Annotated in this window: 17 protein-coding genes; 10 read left to right on the top strand and 7 right to left on the bottom strand. The window is 43.3% G+C overall.

The annotated features are described in order from the left end of the window. Positions 1–77: 77 nt before the first annotated feature. Complete coding sequence (locus tag ATB74_RS00715) at positions 78–542, bottom strand: DUF2850 domain-containing protein (protein WP_061015803.1); 465 nt, start codon at positions 540–542, stop codon at positions 78–80. Between the two features lie 307 nt (positions 543–849). Here ATB74_RS00715 and ATB74_RS00710 point away from each other — a divergent pair, with 307 nt between their 5' ends. Then, positions 850–1,131: a pyrimidine/purine nucleoside phosphorylase gene (locus ATB74_RS00710; RefSeq protein WP_017057600.1), complete on the top strand. Its 282-nt coding sequence runs from the start codon at positions 850–852 to the stop codon at positions 1,129–1,131. Between the two features lie 245 nt (positions 1,132–1,376). On the opposite strand, the gene ATB74_RS00705 is transcribed toward ATB74_RS00710, so the two are convergent. Continuing rightward, the gene (locus ATB74_RS00705; protein WP_060980912.1) at positions 1,377–2,249 is read right to left on the bottom strand and encodes a pirin family protein; all 873 of its coding nucleotides are present in this window, start codon (positions 2,247–2,249) and stop codon (positions 1,377–1,379) included. A 158-nt stretch (positions 2,250–2,407) separates the two neighbouring features. On the opposite strand from ATB74_RS00705, the gene ATB74_RS00700 reads away from it, so the two are divergent. Continuing rightward, on the top strand, positions 2,408–2,692 hold the full coding sequence (locus ATB74_RS00700; RefSeq protein ID WP_048614058.1) for a hypothetical protein: 285 nt from the start codon (positions 2,408–2,410) through the stop codon (positions 2,690–2,692). Positions 2,693–2,717: 25 nt separating this feature from the next. On the opposite strand, the gene ATB74_RS00695 is transcribed toward ATB74_RS00700, so the two are convergent. Beyond that, positions 2,718–3,908 (bottom strand): GGDEF domain-containing protein, encoded by a 1,191-nt coding sequence (locus tag ATB74_RS00695; protein WP_061017686.1) that lies wholly within the window; start codon positions 3,906–3,908, stop codon positions 2,718–2,720. A gap of 314 nt (positions 3,909–4,222) precedes the next feature. On the opposite strand from ATB74_RS00695, the gene ATB74_RS00690 reads away from it, so the two are divergent. The 6 genes from ATB74_RS00690 to manA all read left to right on the top strand — a co-directional run bounded on the left by ATB74_RS00690 (position 4,223) and on the right by manA (position 11,463). After that, positions 4,223–4,561 carry a DUF1840 domain-containing protein gene (locus tag ATB74_RS00690; protein WP_061015800.1) on the top strand — a complete coding sequence of 113 codons (339 nt, stop codon included), beginning with the start codon at positions 4,223–4,225 and terminating at the stop codon, positions 4,559–4,561. A gap of 403 nt (positions 4,562–4,964) precedes the next feature. Further along, positions 4,965–6,359, top strand: coding sequence for a hexose-6-phosphate:phosphate antiporter (gene uhpT / locus ATB74_RS00685; RefSeq protein ID WP_061015799.1), 1,395 nt, complete (start codon positions 4,965–4,967; stop codon positions 6,357–6,359). Positions 6,360–6,506: 147 nt separating this feature from the next. Beyond that, positions 6,507–7,115, top strand: a complete 609-nt coding sequence (uhpA, locus tag ATB74_RS00680) for a transcriptional regulator UhpA (RefSeq protein WP_017061545.1) — start codon at positions 6,507–6,509, stop codon at positions 7,113–7,115. Next, positions 7,115–8,611 carry a signal transduction histidine-protein kinase/phosphatase UhpB gene (gene uhpB / locus ATB74_RS00675; RefSeq protein ID WP_061015797.1) on the top strand — a complete coding sequence of 499 codons (1,497 nt, stop codon included), beginning with the start codon at positions 7,115–7,117 and terminating at the stop codon, positions 8,609–8,611. The genes uhpA and uhpB overlap by 1 nt, the downstream gene beginning before the upstream one ends. An 8-nt stretch (positions 8,612–8,619) precedes the next feature. Then, positions 8,620–9,960, top strand: coding sequence for an MFS transporter (locus ATB74_RS00670; RefSeq protein ID WP_061015795.1), 1,341 nt, complete (start codon positions 8,620–8,622; stop codon positions 9,958–9,960). A gap of 297 nt (positions 9,961–10,257) precedes the next feature. Next, positions 10,258–11,463: a mannose-6-phosphate isomerase, class I gene (gene manA / locus ATB74_RS00665; protein WP_061015793.1), complete on the top strand. Its 1,206-nt coding sequence runs from the start codon at positions 10,258–10,260 to the stop codon at positions 11,461–11,463. 115 nt (positions 11,464–11,578) lie between these two features. Here the strand turns inward: manA and ATB74_RS00660 are convergent, their stop codons facing one another. Together ATB74_RS00660 and ATB74_RS00655 are read right to left on the bottom strand one after the other, a co-directional pair. Beyond that, positions 11,579–14,266: a hypothetical protein gene (locus ATB74_RS00660; RefSeq protein WP_061015791.1), complete on the bottom strand. Its 2,688-nt coding sequence runs from the start codon at positions 14,264–14,266 to the stop codon at positions 11,579–11,581. Between the two features lie 384 nt (positions 14,267–14,650). Beyond that, on the bottom strand, positions 14,651–15,823 hold the full coding sequence (locus ATB74_RS00655) for a DUF5666 domain-containing protein (RefSeq protein ID WP_061015789.1): 1,173 nt from the start codon (positions 15,821–15,823) through the stop codon (positions 14,651–14,653). Between the two features lie 84 nt (positions 15,824–15,907). Here ATB74_RS00655 and ATB74_RS00650 point away from each other — a divergent pair, with 84 nt between their 5' ends. Together ATB74_RS00650 and ATB74_RS00645 are read left to right on the top strand one after the other, a co-directional pair. Then, complete coding sequence (locus ATB74_RS00650; RefSeq protein ID WP_061015787.1) at positions 15,908–16,576, top strand: response regulator transcription factor; 669 nt, start codon at positions 15,908–15,910, stop codon at positions 16,574–16,576. Next, positions 16,548–17,819: a sensor histidine kinase gene (locus ATB74_RS00645; protein WP_061015785.1), complete on the top strand. Its 1,272-nt coding sequence runs from the start codon at positions 16,548–16,550 to the stop codon at positions 17,817–17,819. Before ATB74_RS00650 ends, ATB74_RS00645 begins: the two co-directional genes overlap by 29 nt. Positions 17,820–17,900: 81 nt before the next feature. On the opposite strand, the gene ATB74_RS00640 is transcribed toward ATB74_RS00645, so the two are convergent. Together ATB74_RS00640 and ATB74_RS00635 are read right to left on the bottom strand one after the other, a co-directional pair. After that, positions 17,901–18,158 carry a YdcH family protein gene (locus ATB74_RS00640; RefSeq protein ID WP_009846137.1) on the bottom strand — a complete coding sequence of 86 codons (258 nt, stop codon included), beginning with the start codon at positions 18,156–18,158 and terminating at the stop codon, positions 17,901–17,903. Positions 18,159–18,351: 193 nt separating this feature from the next. Continuing rightward, complete coding sequence (locus ATB74_RS00635) at positions 18,352–19,341, bottom strand: rhodanese-related sulfurtransferase (protein ID WP_060980923.1); 990 nt, start codon at positions 19,339–19,341, stop codon at positions 18,352–18,354. Positions 19,342–19,523 lie beyond the last annotated feature (182 nt).

Here is a 19,523-nt window from a genome sequence, read left to right as displayed (position 1 = left end):
CAAAGTGAAGTGTGTTGAGCGAGCGAGGCCAATCGACGAGTAGGCTAATGCTTCTGGAAGCAAGGAGAAGGGGAGGGTTATCTTTTGAATTGCTCAGCTAAGGAAGCGCGTCGTTGTTGCATGACACTATGAGTATCACCAGCCGCAGTATCTTCGTAACCTTCCTTTATGAATTGCTGAGATGGCACGCTTGGCTCTAATCGCTTCAAGCGAGGTGAATCATAGGTGCCACTGATGGTGTAAACTGTGGTTCCAGAGCCTGTATTGATCGTGACGATTTTACCGTCAAAATCGAATGAGGTAGTGATAAGACGATGATTCATCATCACACCTTTCTCTGAAAGTGTCAGGATATCGGTGTTGTAAGGTGGCGCCGCAATCTCTATCCATGTGCCATAGACGTTGCTTGGGCTGACCGATTGCTGGTGGGCTTGGTAAGCAAAATAGCCGGCGGTGAGGGCAACCATAAAGCCAGCTAATAGGAAGCCGTAGAGTAACGAGTTGGCAAATAGATCTCTGCTTTTAGTCGGCTTTTTTGCCATTATCTCTTCATTTTTCGACTGATATTGTTTTAGATTCTATTAACTAAAACCTTAGTTTGCAAAAATTGTTCTAAGAGTTAGAAGCAGGATCGAATGTTCTAATAAATTTGGTTGCGTTAGTGGTTTTTAGCCTTGCTCCTCAGTATTTACGTTATCAATGAAAGCGAATTCCAGAAATGCTTAAGCTATGCGTATTTATTTCTTGTAGGAAAGTCTCGAATTGGTTAAAACAATTATCACCTAAATTTACGCATAGGCTTACTCGGTGAGCTCAATAATTGCAATTTGAAGATAACAAGGAAGTACAATGATTAAAGAAAACACATACTTTGAAGGTGGCGTTAAGTCGTTAGCGTTTAACCAGTCTGGTGCTGATGTGAGTGTTGGTGTAATGGCGGCTGGTGAGTACACTTTTGGTACTGCGGCTCCAGAAAAGATGACCGTTGTTAAAGGTGCTTTGATTGTAAAGCGTGTTGGCGATGATGATTGGACGACATACCAATCTGGTGAGTCTTTTGATGTTGCGGGTGATTCATCATTCGACCTACAGGTAAAAGAAGCGACGGCTTACTTGTGTGAGTACTTGTAATCAGGTCTAAATTTGTTCAATCAGGCATCGTTTGTCTCTGATTTAATAGAAAAAAACCACGCTCTAGGAGCGTGGTTAAATAAGTGATATTAACCGGCAGTGGATAGTGTCACTTGTTTTTGTAGTCATCAAATGGATGACCAAATCGTTGTTCGTTGCAAAATCTCTTCAATCTTCAATCTTCAATCTTCAATCTTCAATCTTCAATCTTCAAAGCTCAAAGCTCAAAGCTCAAAGCCAAGACATCAGTAAGTCTCAAACACACCGTTGTTGTAGTCTTGAATTGTTTGTTCAATCTCTTCCATCGAATTCATGACAAACGGACCATAGTGCACAACAGGTTCATTAATCGGTTCACCAGAAAAAATCAGTACCCCTGAATCTTCTAAGCTACCCAAAGACAGCAAGTCAGCTTTGGTAAGCAGGGCAAGTTGACCTTGGTTGATCACTTTGTCGCCGATCTTAATACTGCCTCGGTACACGTAAGTCATGGCATTGTGATTAACATTAGTCCCTAACGTGACTTTTTGCCCAGAATGAGAGCGCCAATCCGCAACGCTTAACGGCACACCTGTTTTCTGTAATGGACCTTGCGATCGTAAAGCCTCTGAACCATCGTCTGTTTGGTTGTGCAGTTCAAACCCTCCGGCAATCACTCTCAACAAACCACTTTGTTCACTTTGATGTTCCGCGATGCTTTCATTTTGGAAGTCGTGATATTGCGCTGGCTGCATTTTGTGTGTCGCAGGTTGGTTTATCCAAATCTGAAAACCATGCAGCGCGCCTTCTTCCATCATTGGCATTTCGCTGTGAATAACACCACGGCCTGCGGCCATCCACTGTGCGCCACCGCTGCGTAGCTCTCCAACATTCCCCATATGGTCTTTGTGTTGGAAGTGACCTTGCAGCATGTAAGTGAGCGTTTCTATCCCACGGTGAGGGTGTGGAGGAAAGCCGCCAACATAGTCTTTGCTTTCATCCGATTTAAGTTCATCAATCATCAAAAATGGAGAGAAGCGCGTGTTATTAAAACCCGTGAGTCGTTGGATTTTGACACCATCACCGTCTGAGGTGGCATGGGCTGCAATCACATGATCTACTGCTCTTACATTCGTCATTTTGAAACCCTCATATACTTGAATAGCTGTAGTTTATGTAATTTGATTGAAAAAGAAGATGGCACAGCGTTGAGTGACTTATTCGAAAATCTTGAACAGGTAACAATATGAAATTATGTCTATACTTGAATAGAGAGTAGACCGCCAAGGAGGCCGCTATGGCAGTTCAGCAAAAACATGGCGAAAGGCATGGTCGGATGGGTTTTGATAACGACTTTACAACGGAGCAAAGTCAGCGTTTTACAGAAGTTGCAAACAGCGCGGTTAAACGCCGCGTCAAAAAACGTGAGATTGAAGCACCGTTTATTCAGTCGGCTAAGCAAGCTGCTTTTAAAACAGTGGTGAGGCGACCTAAAGGTAATAACCCAAACCGAACACGGCAAGTCATATGGATTATTATGATCGGGTTAGTGAGCCTTTGGCTTATGTACCTTGCAGGTTAGCAGCGCCGCTAAGTTATAGGGCTGGCTAGCGTTGACGGGTTTTTAATAGCGTAACATTGTTCCCTTCGACCTTTGCTTCAAGACAATCTTCAAGTTCAGAAGAATCTGACCCTGAGCAGGTTAGATTCGTAGGTAGTTCTTCTATCAAGGTTGATACTGGGTTGTCGTGATAATAAGCGTATCGGTTTTTTCCTGAATGCTTGGCGACATACATCGCTTTATCAGCACACCTCGTCAGCTCATGTAATTCTTGGGCGTCTTGTGGGTATAAAGCAACCCCAACACTTAGCGTCAATTCCTTGATTCTCTCGTTTGTTTGGCAACCACTTTCGAACAGCCCGCAAATCCTATCTAAAATACCGTCTAGATCTTTACGAGAGGGTACATCGTAGAGCATTAAAACAAACTCGTCTCCAGCAAAACGCGCAATCGAATAATCGTATTCATGGCTTTTTCTGTCTCGGGTTCGAATATTGTTGCTCAAGCGATTGGCAAAATGCTGCAAGACACTGTCTCCGACGTCGTGTCCGTAGCTGTCGTTAATGCCTTTAAAGTCATCAATATCCAAAAAGACCAATGCCGTAAGTGATCGCTCACTATCGACTGTCGCAAGTTTTTCAGCCGCCCAGCGTTCAAAGCTCCAACGGTTTGCCAAGCCGGTAAGTTGGTCTCTGTAGGCAAGATCTTCGATGCCTTCTTTATACAGACGTTGAATATAACTGACGGCTTTTGTGTAGTAATAGGCAGATGTGTGGCACACCAAGCTCATGGTAAATAAGCTAAGGATAAATCTGTGTGTACTGTTAAATGGTAAAGAAAAGTTGTTAGGCATAGCGGTAATCAAGGTACTGATAAACACACAAAATGAGGTGCTCAAAACAATGCCAATTCTGAAATCGTTAATGAAAATGACTGCTGCCAGAATCGGGTAGAGCCAAAGTATCCGATCGGGAATAGCATAACTGTACAAAAATAAGATGATGCCTTGAACTAGAAGGACTCCGCTCAGGATCAATTCTGAATACTCAGGATTAATAACTTTTTTTACGTAAAATGCATTGGAGATAGCGATAAGTGCAAAACACAGTTCGAAAATCGACAGTGTGTAATGCTGGCCTTGGAAGTAAGCCCAAGTGTAGAAAATGAATAACACAGCGGCAGTCAGTGAAAAGGAGTGGACAATTTTTTGCTTGCGGGTGGATCGTATGTCCGCCATTTCTTCTAGGTGTCTGCCGACGAGCCTTTTCATGTGATTTATGCCAAAGATTTTGATAATGGAGTTAATAGTAGATTAAATAATAGCCGTTGCGGAGTGCTAGTCGTCTTTTTAGTGTGACTGCTATCAATATTTTGAATTAAATGCACCAAACCTATAATTGCCGGTGATACTTGTCGCTGAAGGTGCAAAACTGCCTGGTAACGAGTAACTTAAGGTTCGAGTTAGAAGAAGCGATTTGGTGATTATCTACTTGCTTTCCAGTGAGTTAGTCAACATAGTTTGTAAACTACCAAAATTAAGAGAGGCTCATTATGTTAATCACCTTTAGTTGTAAAGCCCATGCTAGCGTCACGATGTTTGGTGAAGTCGGCCTTCAGTTCATCAATATGCTTGGGCACAGCGGCACTATCCCTGGCGCTATTGATGCTTCAGAGGTTCCTCAAGCGTTAAATAACTTACGTGTTGCGATTGCCTCTGAGCAGAGCAAGCAGGTAGAGCAAGAGAATGTTGGTGACGACAATGAAGAAGAGGCTGTTGAAGCGTCTGTTAATCTCGGTAGCCGAGCGTTCCCACTGGTTGAATTATTAAAAGCCGCCATCAAGGATGAATGCGAAGTGATGTGGGAAGACGGTAGCGGTAAGCGACTGTAGTACGATTTGCGCGAAGCGTAACAAGCCTATTGCATCTATTTTAATAAGAATGAATGTTGAGCTAGTATCGGTCATACCATGGAAATTGACGGTGATGAACCGATACTGGCGCTTTGTTTGTTGCGAAGTGTTTAGCTTGTTTCTGTTTGTTTACAAGGTTCATCAGTCTTGAAATGAGTGACTTTTGTTATCGTAATATCAATCCATAACAGATCGTAAACAAAGTGATGCTGTTCACGCTTTCTAGACTCCCAATTCTGAACTAAGAATTTTTCCTAGTTATTCTAAGACCCTCTCTCATGCGGTCGATTTTTAGACTCCTTATTATTTCACGGTCAACTAACAAACAATGCATGGCCGCAATTATGCCGTGCAGACCTCACAAAAAATAAGAGAGTTCACAATGTTAAAGTTCCTAGATCAGGTTCGAAAACCGACGCTGGATCTTCCGGTCGAAACTAGAAGAAAAATGTGGTTTAAACCATTCCTGCAATCTTACCTAGTCGTGTTCATTGGTTATCTAACCATGTATTTGATCCGTAAGAACTTCAATGTCGCGCAAAACGACATGATTTCTACTTATGGGTTATCGATGACGGATCTAGGTCTTATCGGTCTGGGCTTCTCTATCACTTACGGTATCGGTAAAACCGTCGTTTCCTACTACGCCGATGGTAAAAACACTAAGCAGTTCCTGCCATTTATGCTTGTCCTTTCTGGTATTGCTATGTTGGGCTTCAGCTTCAGTATGGGCGGCGGCAGTGCTAGCTTATTCATGATGGTTGCCTTCTATGCATTGAGTGGCTTCTTCCAAAGTACAGGCGGCCCTTCTAGTTACTCAACCATCACTAAATGGACGCCTCGTAACAAGCGTGGTTCTTATTTAGGCCTTTGGAATATGTCGCATAACGTGGGTGGTGCAGGTGCTGCTGGTGTTGCTCTGTTTGGTGCAAACTACCTATTTGATGGCAACGTGATTGGTATGTTCGTGTTCCCATCGATCATTGCGATTGTGGTTGGTTTTATTGGTATGCGTTTTGGTAATGACTCTCCAGAAGCATACGGCTTAGGTACGGTTGAAGAGTTGTTTGATGAAGAAGTGAGCGAAGAAGATACCGCTGCTGAAGAAAATCAAATGACTAAGAAAGAGATTTTTGTTGAATACATCCTTAAAAACAAAGTGATCTGGTTGCTCTGCTTCGCGAATATCTTTTTGTACATTGTTCGTATCGGTATCGATCAATGGTCTACCGTTTATGCGTATCAAGAGCTAGGTCTATCAAAAGAAACCGCGATTTCAGGTTTCACACTGTTTGAAGTTGGCGCACTGGTCGGCACGCTAATGTGGGGCTATTTATCAGACCTTGCGAATGGACGCCGTGCTTTAGTTGCTTGTGTATCGCTTGGCCTGATTATCGTTTCGCTGGAGTTCTACCAGCATGCAACGAGTGAGTTCATGTACCTAGCGTCACTGTTTGTGCTTGGTTTCCTAGTATTTGGCCCTCAGTTGCTGATTGGTGTTGCTGCGGTAGGTTTCGTACCGAAGAAAGCAATTAGTGTTGCGGATGGCGTGAAAGGCACATTTGCTTACTTAATTGGTGATAGCTTTGCCAAACTTGGCTTAGGTATGATTGCGGATGGAACGCCTATTTTCGGCTTAACGGGTTGGAAAGGAACGTTCGCTGCACTCGATACGTCAGCGGCTATTTGTATCGTATTGCTGCTATTCGTTGCGGTTGCCGAAGAGAAGAAGATTCGCCACGCTAAGAAAATGCACTTAGCGTCTCAAAACGCGTAGCGAGTCTCACGTGCTTTATTGGTTTAAAGCACGTGAGATCATACCAATCGTTAGTTCGATTCAGTATCATCTCTATCAATAAACTTAATTTTAGATAGCTCCTGTTGGGGCTATTTTTCTTTCTTACTCTTAATTTTGGTTAATATCATGATTAATGTTGCGCTTGTTGATGACCACGTCATTGTTCGATCGGGCTTTGCTCAATTACTCAGTCTTGAAGCTGATATTACGGTCGTGGGTGAATTCAACTCTGCGGCAGAAGCGCGCCTTGGACTGCCAAGCTGTCATCCTGATGTCGTGATCTTAGATATCTCAATGCAAGATGAAAGTGGCCTGAGCTTATTGGAAGAGATTCCATCAGGTATTGCCAGCATCATGTTGAGCGTTCATGACTCTCCGGCGATGGTTGAGAAGTCATTAGAGTTAGGAGCCAAAGGTTATCTCAGCAAGCGCTGTAGCCCTGATGAGTTAATCCAAGCCGTACACACGAGCGCAAATGGTGGCTGTTATCTCACGCCTGATATCGCCATAAAGCTTGCGACACCCATGAAGAATAAAGCCTCTTTAAATCAGCTCACCCGCAGAGAAAGCGAAGTGTGTCAGCTATTGGCAACAGGGCTCGATGTAAAATCTATCGCTGTTGAGCTAGGGGTTAGCCATAAAACGGTGCATGTACACCGTGCCAACGCGATGGACAAACTCAATGTTAAGAACAACGTCGAGTTAGCTAAATTGTTCACACAAGACCAGTACTAATGCGTTCTTATCTCGCCACCTCCTTGTGTGGGGTTTTTATGGCTGGCTGTGCATGGTTTTGTTTGTGGGTTATTGCCTTCTATTTCATCAATGACCCTGAGTTAGCCATCCTGCTTTTCCCATTTTCACTTCGACTGGGAATGACACTGCATACTCGCACTCACTATTGGCCTGCTATCTATATTGCAGAGTGGGGGCTCGCGATCGCTTTAGCTCTATTACTTGATGAACCTCAATGGCTGACGATACTCATCGCCAGTGGATTGAGTATTCCTGCCACTCTAATTGCCAAGCGTTATTACTATGGTGACCAGAATCGTCACTTGTTAGTGATGGCGAGCTTAATTATGGTTACTGCGTTGATCAACGTTGCCGTGGTGGGCTCTCATGTTCCGACTGTTTACATGGTGTGGTTGGTGAGTATCACCGGCGGACTGATGTTAGTGCCGATGTGTTATCTAGTCTGGAACTACCTATTCCAAAATAAGTGGGCGCCACTGAGCTCTTACTTAATCAACAATGTCGTTGAGTTCAAAATCCGTCACATCGCTTTATACAGCGTCTTGTTGGTCGCCAGTATTTTGATACAAACCAGTTTGCCTGATGAGCTAAGGCGCTTTGCCCCATTTTGTATGGCGATCCCTATTATCTTGCTCGCGGTTCGTTACGGGTGGCAAGGTGCTTTGTTAGCGACCCTGTTAAACAGTGTCGCGTTGATTGCAGCTCACAGCGGAACATCCAAACTCGAAATTACCGATTTACTTTTGTCTCTATCTGCTCAAACCATCACAGGTATATTGCTTGGCCTTGCGGTTCAAAAGCAGAAAGATCTCAATTCGAAATTGCGAAACGAACTCTCAAGAAATCAAAATCTTTCACGCCAGCTAGTTACCGCTGAAGAGTCGGTTCGTCGTGATATAGCTCGTGAGCTGCATGATGAAATAGGCCAAAACATTACGGCAATTCGTACACAGGCAAACATTATTAAACGCGTCGATGCCGCTGAGATGAGTGTTCGTTGTGCGGGTACGATTGAGTCATTGTCTTTGAATGTTTATGACACCACCAAACGTTTACTTACAAAACTAAGACCTAAAATGTTGGACGATCTTGATCTAAAAGATTCCGTGGAACAGCTTATTCGAGAGATGGAGTTTTCGGACCATGGCGTTGATATCCAGTTAAATTGGCAAGGTGATTATTTATGTTTGAGTGACACGCTCAAGGTCACTCTCTTCAGGCTGTGTCAAGAATCCTTAAACAATGCCCATAAATACGCGAGTGCGAGCGAGATTAAAATTGAACTGATTTTAGATGATCAGGCTTATCTTAAGATATCAGATAATGGCGTTGGTTTTACAGCACAAGATCTTCTCAAAGGAATGGGGGTTCGCGGTATGCAAGAGCGTGTTCAGGCGCTCGGCGGCAAGATGACCATTAACGCTAATGGTTCATCTTCGGGTACCAATATCAGCGTTACATTACCTAAAGTGTGAGAACGAATATGTTTGGATTTCTGCGCTCAGCTACGTCAAAGAATCATTCTCTAACTGATGATGAGGTCAATCAGAGTTATCGCTACTGGCGCCTACACATCATGATAGGAATGTATGTCGGCTATGCAGGTTTTTACTTCACCCGTAAAACCTTTAATTATGCTGCGCCAGCCATGATCACTGACCTTGGCTTGGACAAAGGCGATATTGGCTTAATGGGCACGCTCTTTTATCTTTCTTATGGCTTATCGAAATTTATATCAGGCACGATATCGGATCGGTCGAACCCGCGTTACTTCATGGGGCTCGGCCTAATCGCGACAGGTTTGATCAATATCGCGTTTGGTTTTTCTAGTTCGTTGGCTGCTTTTATCTCGCTTTGGGTACTGAATGCATGGTTCCAAGGTTGGGGCTGGCCATCATGTTCCAAGTTATTGACGACTTGGTATTCTCGCTCTGAAAGAGGTTTTCGCTGGGCAATCTGGAATACAGCACACAACGTTGGTGGGGCGCTTATTCCTATTCTTGTAGGTTATTTGACGCTGCAATTCAGTTGGCGAGCAGGGTTTATCTGGCCGGGTGTGATTGGTGTTTTTATTGGTCTTATCGTCTGCTGGCGCTTGCGCGATAAGCCCACCACCATGGGACTTCCGACGGTTGGGAAGTGGCGCAATGACCATCTAGAATTGGCGCAAGAGAGCCATGGACAAGGGTTAAGCTATCGAGAAATCCTGAAAACTTACGTGTTCAGCAATAAGTACATTTGGTTGCTCGCTTTTAGCTATGTGTTGGTCTACATCGTAAGAACGGCGGTTAACGACTGGGGTAACTTATACTTAACCGAAGAACACAATTACAGTTTGATCAACGCCAACGCTGCCTTGTCTCTGTTCGAGATTGGCGGTTTTGTTGGTTCACTTGTTGCTGGGTGGGGATCAGATAGGCTGTTTGGTGGCAACCGCGGTCCAATGAATATCCTGTTTGCGATTGGTATCTTCCTCTCGGTATCGGCTTTATGGCTTATGCCTTTAACCAACTTTGTGTTTCAAGCGGCTGGACTATTTTGTGTCGGCTTTTTTGTTTTTGGCCCTCAAATGCTTATTGGTATGGCTGCTGCTGAATGTTCGCACAAAGATTCTGCTGGGGCGGCGACAGGCTTTGTTGGCTTATTTGCTTACATGGGGGCAGCACTCTCTGGTTACCCATTAGCGCTCGTTCTAGAAACTTATGGCTGGAGTGGATTTTTCATTACCATCTCTACTTGTGCGGCGGTCATCGGGTTACTGCTACTGCCTTTCCTACAAGCTCAATCACCTCAGAAAAGTGCAGAGGCTCGTTCTGGTTTTTAAGGAGCCTTCTCGATAGCAAGATAGTCACTGGTGTTTGTATTCAGATGCTTGTATCGCTGCTGTAACCAGTGCGATACAAGCCGCTATCTTCTTTTCGTCGCTTTCTATACGTGATATTCAAATGTGACTCTTTTCACGCTTTTCATCGTTCTCACCTGTTTCTAAGAATTTTTCCTATTGCGTCTAAGACCTCATCTCATGTGGGTTCTAGCCGCGCTCTGTAGTCTTTCTAATTATTTATGTTATTAGAAATCAGCTCTCTGAATTGTGTTCAAAGGGCTCACTACGGAAAACGCTATGTCACTCAGCCACTTCTCAGAACACTCATTTTTCCCAATGGAAAACACCATCCAAAATTATGCATGGGGGAGCATTTCTTCGATACGTGAACTGTTTGGCTTTAAGAATGAGTCACAAGAGCCGCAAGCGGAAGTTTGGATGGGAGCGCATCCGAAAGGTTGCTCAATGGTTAAGCTTGACCAACATTTGGTGCCTCTATCTGAGCTGATTAACAAGAATAAACCCGCTTATCTATCAAGCGATATTGCGCAGGAGTTCGGTGAACTGCCGTTCTTGTTTAAGATCTTGGCAGCAGAAAAAGCGTTATCGGTTCAAGTTCACCCAAACAAGCATCAAGCTGAAATTGGCTTTGCGAGAGAGGAGCAAGCTGGAATCCCTCTGACTGCAGGGCATCGTAATTACAAAGACTCAAACCACAAACCTGAATTGGTTTACGCGATCACTGAATATCAAGCGATGAATGGCTTTCGAGAATTCAATGAAATATTAGGTTTGTTCAAAAAGTTGGATTCGAGCGAGCTTACTGGTTTGGTTGAAGAGTTTGGCAACCATCCTGATCCTCACGGTTTAGAAGCATTTTTTCGTGATCTGCTAACGTTGAATGACCAACGTAAACACCGCGCATTAGAGCAACTTCTGACTTACGCAGCCGCTCACCAAGATCAATCTGAGTTTGCTTTGGTTACTGAGCTTAGCCATCAGTACCCGAACGATATCGGTCTGTTCTGTGTTCTGCTGCTTAACTTGATCACATTAAAGCCGGGTGAAGCAATGTATTTGAATGCAAACACTCCGCATGCTTACATCAAGGGGACTGGGCTCGAGATTATGGCGAATTCAGACAACGTGTTACGTGCTGGTTTAACGCCAAAACACATTGATGTCGCTGAGTTGGTTGCCTGCACTGAGTTCACCCCAATCCCGTTCGAACGCTTGTTGTCAGCGCCCTCAAAACAGGGTCAATGTGATCGCTATGATATCCCAGTTAGTGACTTTGATTTCAATATCTTTCATAGCCCAAAGCAAGAAGAAGTCATCACAAGCGGCGCTGAAATTTTAATGGCAATCGATGATGATTTAACGCTAATGAGTCAGAAAGGCGAGCACTTAACACTCACCAAAGGGCAATCGGTGTTTGTTCCTGCTTATATTGGTCATTATGAACTGAGCAGCAACGGCCGCGTTGCTAGAGCGTTTAATTGAGGGCGTGGTCTGCTGGAAATGCTATCAAGTTTGGTAAATTAATAGGTTGGCTTAAAGGTCTAATAATAAAAAGAACAAGCCAATAAGATGCTGGCTTGTTCTTATTATTTATCGATTATTGAATAGAAGGTAAGCTTTTTGCTTCCATATTAATCGACATGCCCCAAGAAGATTCTTCACGGGTGGACTTAATTGAACCTCGGTTGGTAATCCAGGTGGTTTGAGTATCAATAGGTCCGTAGTTTGCGAACTGTGTCTCACTTGTTACTTTACATGCTGCAAAAGTACCTGCAGGCACCGTGATTTCCTCTTTACCTAGGTAGGTTTGTTGGTAGTCGAAGGAGGATAGATAGATAGGGTTCGCATAAATAATTTCATCCAGTGATGTTTCTACAGAAACGGTTCTTAAGCCAGGATACTCTATTTCGATTACCTCCCCGCTCTCTTCGTCCCACCAATAATCGAACTGAGAGGTGAGTGGTGCGTTAGTTGACGTTCCAAAGTCTACCGTTTGATTGATGATTTTTTGGTTATCAGCAATCGCTAGTGGTAATACTGCTTTAGCTGACCCCCAACCTAGTGAGTCATCAGAGTTAAAGCCTTCTTGACCTAGATAGTGATCTTCAGAGCTATATGAATACTCATACCCTATTAAAACACCTTCCGAATCTTTAATATCGATACGCGTTTTTTCTAGGTTACCCGCTAGGTCCGAAATCCAACTTGGAAGTCCGGTTACTAACGTAACGTCATTCAGCCAAGAGAAAGAATCCCCAAGATAGGTAAACTCATAAGTTAGGTTCTGTGTTACTGGCTCCAGCTCCCACATAGGTGTGCGCTGTACATCGTAAACCGTGACGTCATTGATTGCTGGTGCGAACCCAGCATCTGGTAGCGAGTCAAGACAAGCCTGTAGGTTCAGAGGGTGCAGAGGCTGTGGCGTTAATGCGTTATCCAAAATGAACTGTTTAGTCGCTTCATCAAAGATATAGGCTTCACTATCAATCTCTTCGTTCTCTTTGTAGGTTATACGTACAAACCCGTCGACAACAGATAGGTAAGCAGAGTTATCTTGTTTTTGATAATTTGACCATGTGGTTTGTGAGTGGATTGATTGTGGAATTGTAACTTGGCGTAATACCTCACCGTTCAATGATATATCTTTCCATGAACCAAGATCTGCTAACCTCAAGAACTGAGTGTTTCCTTCCCACGCTCTTGAATAATAAACAACGGTACCGTTAGACAGAATCTGTGCAAATACTTCAGCATCTTCTAAGCCTGCCATCGGGATTAAATCATCATGATTGTTAGATGCTGTTTCATGACGATCTGATTCATCGTCAGCAATGGTTGATGCTAAAGTTGCAAGCCATGTATCTGTAACGTCGCCATTTTTAAAGGCGCTTATTCCGTTACACGAGTTATTGAGCGCTTGGTAACGGTCTGGATCGTACTCTGCACACCAATCACCCTTGTAAAAGGTAAAAATATTGTCGTAGATATCCGCTACAGACAACTTGTATGCCGTTGTGTTATCTAGGAATTTTAATCCTACTGGCATAATGTGAGACCAAACGTTCTCATCGTCCGTTTTATCCATTATTGAACGAACATCGAGTCCACTGATATCTAATTGCTTGGCGCTAGCAACCTCATTATAAATTGAGCTTTTAGATTCTAGAGTTATGCTACCGTCCTTATTCGGTTTAATACTGGTTAAGGTATAATCACTCGCTTCCCAACCGTTTTGACCCAATACCATGCTATTTGTGTCTGGGGCATTTTCTAGCTGGACGAACTGTTCTGCAAAGTAATCATAAACATAACTGGTTTCGGTGACTGAGTTATCGGAGTCCGCTTTTAGCGTTCCATAGGCGACCACTAAATCTTTGCCGGTGTCGTTATCGCCACCAAACCAATTGATACCGTCTGTTTTGATAAGCTTCGCGAGATCGGCTTTCTTAGAACCTTTGTTTGCTTCGTTTTCTTTAATTTTATCTTCAAGATTAGAGTCATCAATAGCGATATGATCGCGATTAATGCTGTCAGCAATGTCGCTTGGGTTGAAGTTTTCTCCAGCTGCTTCAATATTCTTAACGACTTCGTCGAGAACTCGTGTTACTTCCTCAGTAATCAATGCGGTGAGTGCTTCGACAGAAATACCAGCACCCGCTGCGGTTTCTGATAGTGCGTCAGTATTCTCTGCCATGACCGACGCGGTCACTTGAGCAACACGGTGTAGGTTTTCAAAAGCCGTTTTTTGTGAATCGGCTAAGTCATTATTGTTTTTGGCTTCGATATAATCTTGCGTTAAGTCGAGTGTTGTTCCCAACTTTTCTTGAATCGTTGTTTTGGCTTCTTCTAACGAAGAACCACTCTCGATTTCATTTTGAATCAGAGTCGTTAATGGACTAATAAATGCGGATTTTGGTGGGGCAGTTAAGCGATAGCTCTTGCTTAGAACGACTCCTGGATTATCGGTATCGATGGTTTGTCCGGCAACCACTTCGATCAACAAAGTACCTTGTTCAAGTTGCTCTTGAGTTAGATTATCAATCGTAAACGAACCATCGTCACCCGTTACGGCACTTGGCTCATCCTTATCACAAACTTTATTGCTGTTTAGATCCAAACACGCATTGGCTCCTACCAAATAGCCATCAGCGGCCTTTGCTGTTAAAGACGCTGAAGTTGCTGTTGAACCGCCAGTATCAGTTGTGGAGCTATCCGAACTGTCGCTACCACATCCTGCTATCCCTAGGGCTATTGCCACTGCTAACAGTGAACGTTGACCATTCATGTTAGTTCTCCTATTAAGTTATTGATAAAAATTCACTACTCTGGAATCAATTGGGAGAATGTCATTGATAAATATGACTATTTATAAATTGAACACCATTGGTGAAAAATGTATCAAAACGGAATGTAGTGGAAATAGCAGGAGTATTTATTCTAGAGACATATCTAATTGATGGGATTATATATGCGAGTGATATCTATAGTGAATGTTTGTTTTTTGTAATTTTCACATTTATCAATTACTTAACTTCTGGACTAAAGATCACCCTGGATGTAAATCGATTATAATTGATGAGGTAATCTTAATGTGTGTATTTACTAGTATTAAAACGAAAAAGCCACGCGTATGCGTGGCGTTTAAAGATAATAGTAACGACATTATATCTTAGTCGTTATCGTCAGCTTCAATTTCGCTCGCGATGTACTGGCTGTTAACCTTGTACGCTTCAGCTTCAACACGTTGATTTTGTAATGTATTGAAAGTTAGGCCGTCTTCATAGCGAGTATTTTGGTTAACGTAGACAGTTTGATTGCCAAATGGCGTCTGAATGATAAAGCTCAATGCTTCGTCATCGGTGCTCTGAACTTCACCCTCAAAATCAACGTCATTATCATTCCAATCTTGTGAATCATCGTCGTGTTCAAATTCGATTTCGGTAGCAACATTTTCGCCGTTAGCTTGTTTCGTGGTTACTTCGACTTCTGTACCTACAGTTAAATTTGACTTGTTGCCGTCTTCGTAACGAGTATTGTCATTGACAAGAAAGCGACCTTTGTAGCTTAAATCAAATGATAATTTGTCATTAGCCACCCAAGTAATAATGCCTTCGATTTCCGTGTCATTGCTTACTTCGTCGAAGTCTTCGACTTCCACTTCATTGGCCGTTAGTACAGAGTCTGCCATTGAGCCTGTCACTTCAACCCAAAGACCGTTAGATAATCTATTGCTGCTTCCATCGTTGTCGACATGGGCAATTGAATAATCAACACTTAGATTAGCACCAAGTTTGAAAGTCGATTCATTTAAATCGCTTATTAGCCCTTCAACTTCAACGGATTCAGTTAAGTTAGAGTACTCAAACTTAACAACAGAAAGTACTTTGTAACCTGCATTCGCTGTTGGTAAAGAAGAGACCATAACCCAATCGCCATTTTCAATTTCACGTGACAGATCTGTAAAGGTTAATGCGATGCCATTGACTTTAAATGTGCCATTATCATGGTTGGCGTCTGAAATAAGACCAACGATGGTCGGTTCAAGAGCAACTTGAGCCCCGCCAGTGTGAGCTGAAGCGCTACGAGCAATAGATGAAATAGAGACCATCATGTTCTTTTCTAGGTCTGCAATTGCCACGTCTTCGCCTGCATAGTTCGCACTGTCTACTTGATAGCTATAGCCATTCACAACAATGGTGTTGCCAGAAACAGAGTCAATGGTACCTTGAATTGCTGATGGAGCTTGCGTGTTGTTATCGTTGCTTCCATTGTTATTACTGTCACTACCGCCACAGCCAGTTAGAATTAAACCGACAACCGAAATCAGCGCTAACTTTTTCATCTATATACTCTTTATTTAGTTTAATGAGGGTGTATCTTATAAACTCAAACGTGAAGCACTCGTGAAGAAAGGTGAAATAAATCGATGAAAGTTTTGATCGTTGATGACAGCCACAATGTTGCAGAAACCATTGCCGATTACCTAGAGTTAGAAGGGATGGTGATCGATTGTGCTTATCATGGTGAAGCGGCGTTGAAGTTAGCGTCTGATAATTATTATGACGTGATTATCATGGACATCATGATGCCTAAATTAGACGGAATCTCCGCTGTTAGAAAGTTAAGAGAAGAGGTGCAGTGTCCTACGCCAATTCTATTTTTAACCGCTAAAGATAGGTTGGATGACAAAATCGCGGCTTTTCAAGCGGGTGGAGATGATTACTTGGTTAAGCCTTTCGCCATGCAAGAGCTCAGTTTAAGACTCAACGCATTGGCAAGCCGAGGGCCACGGCAAGATATTGGAAAGCAGAGTTTTGCCGATATTACTCTCAACTCGCAGACCGACGAGGTATACCGAGAAGGTAGGCTTATTAAGTTGAGTCGTATTCAGCTTAAGATACTAAAAGTCCTTATGCGTCATGCACCAGCGATTGTTTCAAGAACTGAAGTGATTGATTCTGTTTGGGGTGATGAATCGCCAAGCAGTGATGCACTACGAAGCCATATTTATGGCCTGCGTAACACGCTCGATAAAGGGTTTGAACATTCACGATTAGAGACTATTCATGGACAAGGTTACAGACTTAAAGCCTAACGGTTCGAACCATGGTGATTACCCGAGTATCTACCGAAAAATCCGCCGAAGTTTTGGCTTGATGACCTTGGTCATGTTTGGTCTTTTCTGGACTGTTATTTATATCGCTGAAAACCAGATGGAAGTGATCAGCCTGCACCACTGGTTAGACACCGAAGCTAACCGTTATACGTCTGAATATCAGCTGCTTGGCGAAGAAGCGTTGTTGCCGAATCAAAACGAGTTTTCGAGTTACTGGAGTGAGGCTGAACTGCCCAACTGGTTAACTCAATATAAGAAGCCCGGTTTTTATGAGCATTTGTTAGGTACAGAAGATAAGCACTTTTATGTCTTTGAGCACCCGTCAGGCAAAGGGTTGATGTATATCTTGTTTCAAGATGACGCCGACGACTACCTCGACGAGTATGAATGGAGCCTCCACAACTACACCCTCATACTTGGCGGTTTAACGTCCATCTTCATGGTTTTGTATGGGATCTATGTTGTGCGCTCGCTGTCGAGGCCACTCAATCAGATAGAAAAGAAAATCGGGCAAATGCACCCTGAGCAGCCAAGTTTTAAAGTCGAGACATCCTACGCTGAAACACGACATATTGAGCAAACACTTTTAGATTCAAAGAATCATATTTCAGGTTTCTTTCAGCGGGAAGAAGAGTTCAATCGATTTGCTTCTCATGAACTTCGAACCCCGATAATGGTGATAAAAGGGTCGGCAGAGCTGCTAACTAAAGTACCCAATCAACCTCCTGTTGCGTTAAAAGCGATTAATCGCTTGCAAGAAGCGAGTGAACAGATGCGAGTGCTGACTGAAATGTTTTTGCTACTTGGTAAAGAGAGTATCGATGAGCACTATTTCGGTCACTATGACTTGGCAGTCGAAGTTCAGAATCAGTTGCTTGAAATGGCGCCTTTGTTTGCCAAGCAGGATGCGAGTTATGCTCTGGACGTCAAAGAGACTGTCACGGTATATGCGCCAGAGAGCTTTATTACTATTGTACTGAATAACTTAATTAAAAATGCGTTTAGCTACAGTATTGGCGATGTTGGAATTGTGGTGACAGGTTCTCAATTAGTGATCACTAACCGTCATGATGGCAACGAGACTTACAATGCTGGCTATGGTTGTGGCCTAGTGATTGTGCAACGAATTTGTGAGCGAATGGGTTGGAGTTTTGAAACTCAAGATGATGGGCTTCAATTCAGTACTTACTTAGATTTCTCAGCGGATAAGCAGGCAAGGTAGCAGCTAGTTTCGATTACAAAAAATGAACCCATTGAGAAGGAGAGTAGTGTGGCTAAGTTAGCCACACTAGCATATGAGTTGTTATACGATCTTAAGCGCGTGATGGCGTGTGAGCTGTTTGTGTAGCGAGTCTTTTAGCTCCATGCGTTCTACTTTGAGGTTGTGCATGCTGTCGTCATCGATAGGGCTGCCAGAGATTTCTAGCTGACGGATGTCGTAGTCGAGTTGGTGGTACTTCTGCATGTCTGCTTTGAATTTTTCGTCGTCGTGGTTGAGCTGAACAATGTCTAATTTAAGATCTGGGAAATCTAAGATAAAGGCATGGTTTTCATTGAGCATTGGCACTTCCTCTCTAGTCGAATTACTAACAGTATAGAAGCTATTTTTTGAAAGAAATGTGGCTCAAAACACAAAGCCGTAAAGCGAGCAAAAAAGGGCACAAACTCGATGAATCATCTTCGAACTTGCGCCCTTTTTAATGTTCATAGCTATATATTCAAAGCTATACAGTTATAGATATAAATCAGAAAGCCTATTTAGCTTTCTTACCAGAGCGTTGCTGCTCTTTGTGTGCAAGCTTCTCTTTCTTACGTTGCTCGATAAGGTGAGCAGCTTCACCACCTACGTGGGTTTCGCCACGAGCATTCGACAGTTGAACTTGCTTTTCACGTTCGCGGAAACGGGCTTTCTGCTCGTCGCTGTGTTTATCAATACACTTAGGGCAGCTTACGCCTTTCTCGAAGTGTTCAGAGGCTTTGTCTTCGTCAGTGATTGGCAAACGACACGCGTTACACACATCGTAGCCGCTTTTTTCTAGCTGGTGGTTTACTGCAACACGACCGTCAAATACGTAGCAGTCGCCTTCCCACATGCTCTCTTCTTCTGGTACTTCTTCTAGGTACTTAAGAATGCCGCCTTCAAGGTGGTAAACCTCATCAAAGCCTTGTTCTTTCATGTAGGCTGTTGATTTTTCGCAACGAATACCGCCAGTACAGAACATCGCGACTTTCTTGTGCTTCTTAGGGTCAAGGTTGTCTTCAACGTATTGAGGGAATTCACGGAAGGTTTCTGTGTTTGGGTTTACAGCATTTTTGAAGGTGCCGATGTCCACTTCGTAGTCGTTACGAGTATCAACCAGAATCACATCTGGATCAGAAATCAGTGCATTCCATTCATTTGGTTTCACGTAAGTGCCGACAACGTGGCGTGGGTCGATGCCCTCAATGCCCATGGTTACGATCTCTTTCTTAAGCTTAACCTTGGTGCGGTTGAACGGCTGCTCGTCGTTGAACGACTCTTTGTAAACAACATCAGCTAAGCGAGGGTCTTGCTTGAACCATTGAAGAAGGGCGTCGATAGATTCGCGTTTACCTGCAACGGTGCCGTTGATACCTTCGCTCGCAAGTAGCAAAGTACCGCGGATTTGGTTGGTTTCTAACACGTCAGTGAGTGGCTGGCGAATTTCTTGGTAATCATCAAGTGCTACGAATTTATACAGAGCACATACAACATATTGAGACATGGTTTTTCCTTTCTGCGAGCTGGAACGTAAATCCAGAGCGGTTGCCTATTCAGATCAAAACTTAGTATTTCAACTCAGCTCAGTCTGTTGGCTTATTAAAATCAGCCGCAGTATAACCAAGGCGGTACGGGACAAAAACCAACCAAAGGTAGGGCTATTTATCACCAAATGTTATGTGGATT

Origin of the sequence: Vibrio splendidus, from assembly GCF_001557875.1 — a bacterium.
Lineage (GTDB): Bacteria > Pseudomonadota > Gammaproteobacteria > Enterobacterales > Vibrionaceae > Vibrio > Vibrio splendidus_F.
This window is presented reverse-complemented; position numbering and strand designations above follow the sequence as displayed.